11 protein-coding genes and 1 tRNA gene are annotated in these 5,678 nt (G+C 44.5%); 9 read left to right on the top strand and 3 right to left on the bottom strand.

Annotated features, from left to right (window positions below):
- Positions 1–88 precede the first annotated feature (88 nt).
- From PX484_RS02620 to PX484_RS02595, 6 genes are all read left to right on the top strand, one after another.
- Complete coding sequence (locus tag PX484_RS02620) at positions 89–364, top strand: hypothetical protein (RefSeq protein WP_002739245.1); 276 nt, start codon at positions 89–91, stop codon at positions 362–364.
- Positions 361–726 carry a clan AA aspartic protease gene (locus PX484_RS02615; RefSeq protein WP_008205585.1) on the top strand — a complete coding sequence of 122 codons (366 nt, stop codon included), beginning with the start codon at positions 361–363 and terminating at the stop codon, positions 724–726. Before PX484_RS02620 ends, PX484_RS02615 begins: the two co-directional genes overlap by 4 nt.
- Before the next feature lie 235 nt (positions 727–961).
- Positions 962–1,450 (top strand): type II toxin-antitoxin system VapC family toxin, encoded by a 489-nt coding sequence (locus PX484_RS02610; RefSeq protein WP_002770872.1) that lies wholly within the window; start codon positions 962–964, stop codon positions 1,448–1,450.
- A gap of 2 nt (positions 1,451–1,452) precedes the next feature.
- Positions 1,453–1,656 carry a hypothetical protein gene (locus PX484_RS02605; RefSeq protein ID WP_004163655.1) on the top strand — a complete coding sequence of 68 codons (204 nt, stop codon included), beginning with the start codon at positions 1,453–1,455 and terminating at the stop codon, positions 1,654–1,656.
- A 224-nt stretch (positions 1,657–1,880) separates the two neighbouring features.
- Positions 1,881–2,123, top strand: a complete 243-nt coding sequence (locus PX484_RS02600) for an antitoxin family protein (RefSeq protein ID WP_287665863.1) — start codon at positions 1,881–1,883, stop codon at positions 2,121–2,123.
- Positions 2,110–2,325: a PIN domain-containing protein gene (locus PX484_RS02595; RefSeq protein WP_004163657.1), complete on the top strand. Its 216-nt coding sequence runs from the start codon at positions 2,110–2,112 to the stop codon at positions 2,323–2,325. The genes PX484_RS02600 and PX484_RS02595 overlap by 14 nt, the downstream gene beginning before the upstream one ends.
- Before the next feature lie 58 nt (positions 2,326–2,383).
- Here the strand turns inward: PX484_RS02595 and bioF are convergent, their stop codons facing one another.
- Positions 2,384–3,541, bottom strand: a complete 1,158-nt coding sequence (bioF, locus tag PX484_RS02590) for an 8-amino-7-oxononanoate synthase (RefSeq protein ID WP_287765483.1) — start codon at positions 3,539–3,541, stop codon at positions 2,384–2,386.
- A 47-nt stretch (positions 3,542–3,588) separates the two neighbouring features.
- A complete protein-coding gene (locus tag PX484_RS02585; protein ID WP_002765174.1) occupies positions 3,589–3,948 on the bottom strand; it encodes a DUF6464 family protein in 360 nt (119 codons plus the stop codon).
- Positions 3,949–4,017: 69 nt separating this feature from the next.
- On the opposite strand from PX484_RS02585, the gene PX484_RS02580 reads away from it, so the two are divergent.
- The 3 genes from PX484_RS02580 to PX484_RS02570 all read left to right on the top strand — a co-directional run bounded on the left by PX484_RS02580 (position 4,018) and on the right by PX484_RS02570 (position 5,368).
- Positions 4,018–4,179 (top strand): hypothetical protein, encoded by a 162-nt coding sequence (locus tag PX484_RS02580; RefSeq protein WP_002794418.1) that lies wholly within the window; start codon positions 4,018–4,020, stop codon positions 4,177–4,179.
- Positions 4,157–4,705, top strand: a complete 549-nt coding sequence (locus tag PX484_RS02575; protein ID WP_004163660.1) for an RDD family protein — start codon at positions 4,157–4,159, stop codon at positions 4,703–4,705. Before PX484_RS02580 ends, PX484_RS02575 begins: the two co-directional genes overlap by 23 nt.
- 387 nt (positions 4,706–5,092) lie before the next feature.
- Entirely contained in the window at positions 5,093–5,368 is a 276-nt protein-coding gene (locus PX484_RS02570) for a hypothetical protein (RefSeq protein WP_002763421.1), read from the top strand.
- 226 nt (positions 5,369–5,594) lie between these two features.
- On the opposite strand, the gene PX484_RS02565 is transcribed toward PX484_RS02570, so the two are convergent.
- Positions 5,595–5,668 (bottom strand) — tRNA-Arg (locus tag PX484_RS02565).
- Positions 5,669–5,678 lie beyond the last annotated feature (10 nt).

Genomic DNA, 5,678 nt, shown 5'->3' with positions numbered 1-5,678 from the left:
TAGTAGGATGGGCATTAGCTCATCCTACAGACCTGTGAGATATTATAGAGGGGTCTCCAGAAGTCAAATCGTAATCAGGAGTTAGTATATGCAAGCAATCCTTTTAAGCCGTGAAGAAGTTGCTCAACGTGCAGAGAAACTGTACGAAAGCAGAATCCGCCAAGAGGTGGAAGTTGAAGAAAACATTGGCAAGATGGTTATCATTGACATTGAAACAGGTGACTACAAAGTTGATGAAAATGGCTTACACGCTGCTGACTTATTGAGCGAGAAACACCCCCATGCTCGGCTCTTTGGGATCAAAATTGGCTACAACGTTGCTGCCGCTTTTGGTGGGGGTGTTATGGAGCGTGTAGTTAAGTGATTTCAGGTATTGTGGCTAATGGACACCCGATCATCACTATCCCATTTCGGATTCCAAATCGCGCTGACTTTCCGATTGAGTTTGTAGTAGATACAGGATTTACAGATGAGCTTTGTTTACCACCCGAAGCAGTAGCATTACTGAATCTTCCTTTCAGGTACGATATGCGTGCGAATTTAGCAGACAACAGCCAAGTAATGCTGCCTCTTCACAAAGCAATTATTATCTGGAATGGTGAGGAGCGAGAAACTCGTGTATTTGCCACAGGGCGGCGACCCCTGGTTGGAACTGCTTTATTAGATAGCCATGAACTTGTGATTCAGTTTACGGAAGGTGGGTTGGTAACGATTGATGATTTGTAGTGCGATGCCGAAGGCACTGCGTAGCAGCACGCCGATCTTGTAAGCTGCGTTCCCTGATGTGGCTCTTACTGCTCCAGCGATCGATTTTTGGGGAACGCACCATGCACATTGATTGAAACTGTGGGTTTAAGTGCGATGCTGATCTTGTAGCTTGGGTTGACGGTTGTTACCCAACTCCCTCAAAACCAAGATTAAATGCAGTAGGATAGACGTGGGATAGATTTTCTAGATTGCCGTGAGCGAAACCGTCTATATTGAAACCAGTATTTTGGGTCATCTAACCGCAAGACCAACAGAAAACCTGATTCTTGCCGCTAACATTAAGATTACACAAGACTGGTGGGATGAGTATAGTAGTTCATTGGTTCTGTATGTTTCGGAAATTGTTGAAGATGAAGCATCGAGAGGAGATTCAAAAATTGCTACTCAAAGACAGAACTTGTTACAGTCCTTGATTTTTCTCGATCTAACCGAAGAAGCGATCGCTCTAGCACAAGAATTCCTACAACAAAGCAACCTACCCCCCAAAGCGTCTAATGATGCCTTACACATGGCACTAGCAACCGTTTATGGCTTAGACTATCTACTAACATGGAATTGTAAGCACATGGCAAACGCTCAAATTCAAAGAAAGCTATCTCAAATTAGTCTTGAGCTTGGATACAGGCTGCCATTTGTTTGTACCCCTTACGAGTTCATAGGATTTAAGCTTCGAGGAGAATAACTATGTATAAAGATGAAATTGTCGAAGAAATTCATAAATATAGAGAAGAATACGCAAAATCTTTTAATTATGATCTCAAGGCAATATTTGACGATCTTAGAGAAAAGCAAATTGCCAGTGGACGTAAAGTTATTAAGCTCCCGATCAAGCGACAGTATAACAAATCACTGCACCCGACCGAGAGTGCGATCGTCTTCAGGCACTGAAAGCCGTAGGGTACGTTCCCTAATGTGACTCCTACTGCTCCACCGATCGATTTTTGCGGAACGCACCATGCACATTGATTGAAGCTGTGGGTTAAAGTGCGATGCCGCTCTGGTGGGCCCAGTTGAGGAATGTTAGCGTTGGTTAAAATAGAGGGGCAATCCTGTAGGCTAGACTGTAAGCAGCTAACTAAATCACCCCTAATTCTTGTGATAGAGATTTCCCCATGCTCCAAGCCTTGAAAGCGATTTATCATAGTGGTACGTTCATCCTTCAAACAGCTTACGATTTACCTGAAGGCACTGAGGTGGAGCTTTTTGTCAAATCACCTCAAATTATTCCCCCAAAGATTACCGATATTGCGGCTAGGCAGAATTTTTTAAGGCTGCTTGTTGAGCGAATGCAACAAAACCCCATTCCCTCTGATGCTCCCCAGTTTACGAGAGATATGTTGCATGAACGCCGTTGACACAAATGTTTTAATTTACGTCAATGATTCGCGTGATCCCGGTAAGCAGACAATCGCAGCTTCTCTAGTAGCTAATCTGACAGAGGGAGTTTTAATTTGGCAGGTTGCCTGCGAATATTTAGCGGCAAGCCGCAAACTTGAGCCATTTGGGTATTCAGACATTGATGGGCTGAAAATTGTCAATCCTTTCAAGAGTCCCTAAACCTGCCGCCGCTCAACTTAACCGTTCCCATACCCTGCTCCCACCAAAAACTTTTTCCCTATGAGGGCAAAGATTCGCCAATAGACTGGACAAGAACCTCTAGATGGGCGCGGCTATGGGTGGCCATGGCAGTAAACCGCAGACGACTGGTGGGAACGGTAGGAGGACGAATTGCGGGGGCAAAAATGCCTTTTTCTAGCAGTTTTTGCGATAATTCTAGGGCTTGACCCGGATTGGCTACCGGTAAACATAAAATCGCCGCTTCCGAAGGCAATATATTAAAATTATTTAAGTTACTCTTGACAAAATTAATATTTTGGTGTAGGCGTTGGCGACGTTCCGGTTCCAGATGAATAATCTCTAGAGCCATTCTAGCGGCGGCGGTGTCGGCGGGGGATAAACCGGTAGTATAAATCCAAGTAGCGGCGCGATTGCGGATAAAATCGATAATTTTGGCGTTTCCGGTCACATATCCCCCTAAACTGCCCAAAGCTTTACTCAGGGTTCCCATCTGAATTAATTCCCGTCCCTGACAACCACAATATTCCACGCAACCTGTGCCATTTTCCCCCATAACCCCGGTAGCGTGGGCCTCATCCACCAAAACCATACAATTATAAATCTCGGCTAGAGCGAGAATTCCCGCTAGGGGACAGATATCCCCATCCATACTAAACACTGTATCGGTGAGCAGTAAACAATGACGATAGTGATGGCGGTGGGCTAATAACTGATTTTCTAAATCTTCGAGACTATTGTGCCGGTATTCTTTCACCGTGGCACCGCTTAACTTGGCTCCATTTTTCAGGCTAGAGTGATTGTACTGATCGCCTAAAATCAGGTCTTTCTGCCCGACTAAACAGGTAATTGTCCCCAAATTGGCTAAATATCCCGAACTAAAAACGATCGCGTCTTCGCTATTTTTAAAAGATGCGATCGCTAATTCTAAGTCTCGATGAAGATCTCGGTGTCCACTTAATAGACGCGAACCGGTGCTTCCAGTTCCATAGCGTTGTGTGGCTGCTATGGCTGCCGCGATCATTCTTTCATCGGCTGCTAATCCCAGATAATCATTACTGGCAAAATTAATCAGCGATCGACCCTCTAATTCTATAACGGCTCCGCCCTGGCCTTGAATGGTTTTAACCCTTCGATACCAATTGGCCCGATGGAGGGTTTTTAAGCTATCCTCGATCCAAGAATAAGGATGATTCATAGGCGATTTGTCAATACATAGTCAGATTGTTGCCGAAAAAGGCTCTTTTAAGGGTTAATAGTTTCGTAAAAACGACAATCTTGACAGGGACCAGAGGGGTTAATCGCACAGCGTAACAGTTCGGATCTGGCGTTAAAACGACAACTAGCATCCCCCATCACCCAACGTCCTTCAATCAAACTTTTTTCGTTAGGAGTGGGAGCAGTTTGTACATAAAGGGAAATTTTGCGTAAACAATAGCCACCAATCTTGTATTGATACTGGTGGTGACGTTCCAAAACCGCATAGGTTTGTCCTTTTAAGGCCAAATAATTACCCGGTTGTGGCATCCAATCCAATTGGATCTCTCCCAAACTTTGCCGTGGATGGGTTAGAATAACCTCCGTTAGTAATGAATCTTGCTCCATGATTATCCCTGTATTCTGGGCTACCTTTGCTCAATGGTAGCCTAGATCTCTGGCTCTCTTATTCTTTGTGTGATAAGTTTAACTTATATAATAGCGATCAATCTTTGTGTCCTTTGTGTCTCTGTGGTTCGTTCCACTCACTCTAGAATTGCCAATTTCCCGATTAGAGTAGAAGATAAACAGCAGGATTTTTCCGAGAATTTAGTTTATGGTTTACCCCATCCCGCCTGAAGATAATCTACCGCAAAAATTTCCGAAAATTCCCTTAGATCGTCGGGCCTATGCTTTCCTGATCGACTTTGCCTCGATCTGGTTTTTAAGCTCCTTTGCTAATAGTGCGCCTGTACTGCAATTCTTCCTTTTTCTGCTGATCTGGTGGTGTTTGCGGGTGTTATTGGTAGCGCAGAATCAGGGTCAGAGTTTAGGACGTTGGGCCTTGGATATGAAGGTCATCGATCTGCGACTTCAGCGTTTACCCGGAATTTTGGAGTTAAGCAAACGAGAGGCGATCGCTGGTGGCGGGGCAGCTTTAATGATGGTAGGGTTAAATACTTTTTTTGGCAATCCTTTAAGTTTGATTTTATTATCTTCGCCCCTTTTCGCCGATTGTGGTATGGCGATCGGCGATGAACAATTGAACCGAGCTTTCCACGATCGCATCGGTGGCACGATTGTTATTCCCACCCGTCGGGGTTTTTCTCTCGATCTACGTTTAAGAAGGCTTTGGTATCAAATTAAGGGCAGAATGAGAAGATAAATATCAGTGATCAGTTATCAGTTATCAGTTATCAGTTATCAGTGATCAGTTTTAAGTTTTGAGTTTTAAGTGAGCAGTATTATAGCAGTTTTCATCAGAATGAGGTATGGGCAAGGGGCTTAAGCCCTTTGTTGGCAAAACTTGTCGATACCTCAGTAACGTGAAAAGTGCTATATGTGGGTTTTCCTGTAACGGGAAAACCCTTGATTTTGTCTCCCTGACTTGGTAATAGTCAGGAAAGATTAAGACTCCTGATGAGATCGCATTACAGTGGGAATTTAGGAAATCGGATCAGCGTTGGCATCGAAAAGCCCATAATTAAAGTTATTCCCCCATCCGACGGGCATCGGTGGGGGACAAGAATTAGTCTATTAGGAGTTTACCAAAATGTCAGAAGACAGATTAGAGCGGATCGAGAGAATAGTGGAATCGAACGCTCGCGCTATTCAAGCCCTAGCTGATGCCGTCGCTAGTGACCGCGAGGAACGGAAACAGGAGAAAAAAGGGCTTTACGATTACCTAGCTCGAATAGCAAGCGCACAATCAGATTTTTATGAGACTCAAGCCGATTTTTACCGGCATCTAGAGAGAATGGATGATCGACACGCTCAAATGATTGAAATCATCCGACAGATTAACAAGAACAGAAGCGATCAAGCCTAACCTCTAGAAGTTGCCCGTAGCCGTGCCTACGGGCTTAATTAAGCCCGTAAATATTTCGATAATGGGGTTGATGCTATAGCAGTTTTTATCAGAATGAGGCATGGGCAAGGGGCTTAAGCCCTTTGTTGGCAAAACTTGTCGATACCTCAGTAACGTGAAAAGCGCTATAAATAGCAGTTTCCCAGCATCTTTTCACTGTTTACTGTTTACCGATCACTGAAAAAGGCGGGATCGGCCGGGATCGAACCGGCGGCCTAGTGCTTAGGAGGCACTCGCTCTATCCAACTGAGCTACGACCCCAATTTTTTCC

It is taken from the genome of Microcystis sp. M49636_WE2, from assembly GCF_030065375.1.
In the GTDB taxonomy this organism is placed as follows: domain Bacteria; phylum Cyanobacteriota; class Cyanobacteriia; order Cyanobacteriales; family Microcystaceae; genus Microcystis; species Microcystis aeruginosa_C.
The sequence above is the reverse complement of the archived record's forward strand: the minus strand, read 5'-3'. Positions and strand labels throughout refer to the sequence as shown.

Bases quoted from the DNA above. Each gene is read 5' to 3' on its own strand.
- PX484_RS02620 (WP_002739245.1), top strand. From the start codon at position 89: ATGCAAGCAATCCTTTTAAGCCGTGAAGAAGTTGCTCAACGTGCAGAG.
- PX484_RS02605 (WP_004163655.1), top strand. From the start codon at position 1,453: ATGTATAAAGATGAAATTGTCGAAGAAATTCATAAATATAGAGAAGAA.
- PX484_RS02600 (WP_287665863.1), top strand. From the start codon at position 1,881: ATGCTCCAAGCCTTGAAAGCGATTTATCATAGTGGTACGTTCATCCTT.
- PX484_RS02595 (WP_004163657.1), top strand. From the start codon at position 2,110: ATGAACGCCGTTGACACAAATGTTTTAATTTACGTCAATGATTCGCGT.
- bioF (WP_287765483.1), bottom strand. From the start codon at position 3,541: ATGAATCATCCTTATTCTTGGATCGAGGATAGCTTAAAAACCCTCCAT.
- PX484_RS02585 (WP_002765174.1), bottom strand. From the start codon at position 3,948: ATGGAGCAAGATTCATTACTAACGGAGGTTATTCTAACCCATCCACGG.
- PX484_RS02575 (WP_004163660.1), top strand. From the start codon at position 4,157: ATGGTTTACCCCATCCCGCCTGAAGATAATCTACCGCAAAAATTTCCG.
- PX484_RS02570 (WP_002763421.1), top strand. From the start codon at position 5,093: ATGTCAGAAGACAGATTAGAGCGGATCGAGAGAATAGTGGAATCGAAC.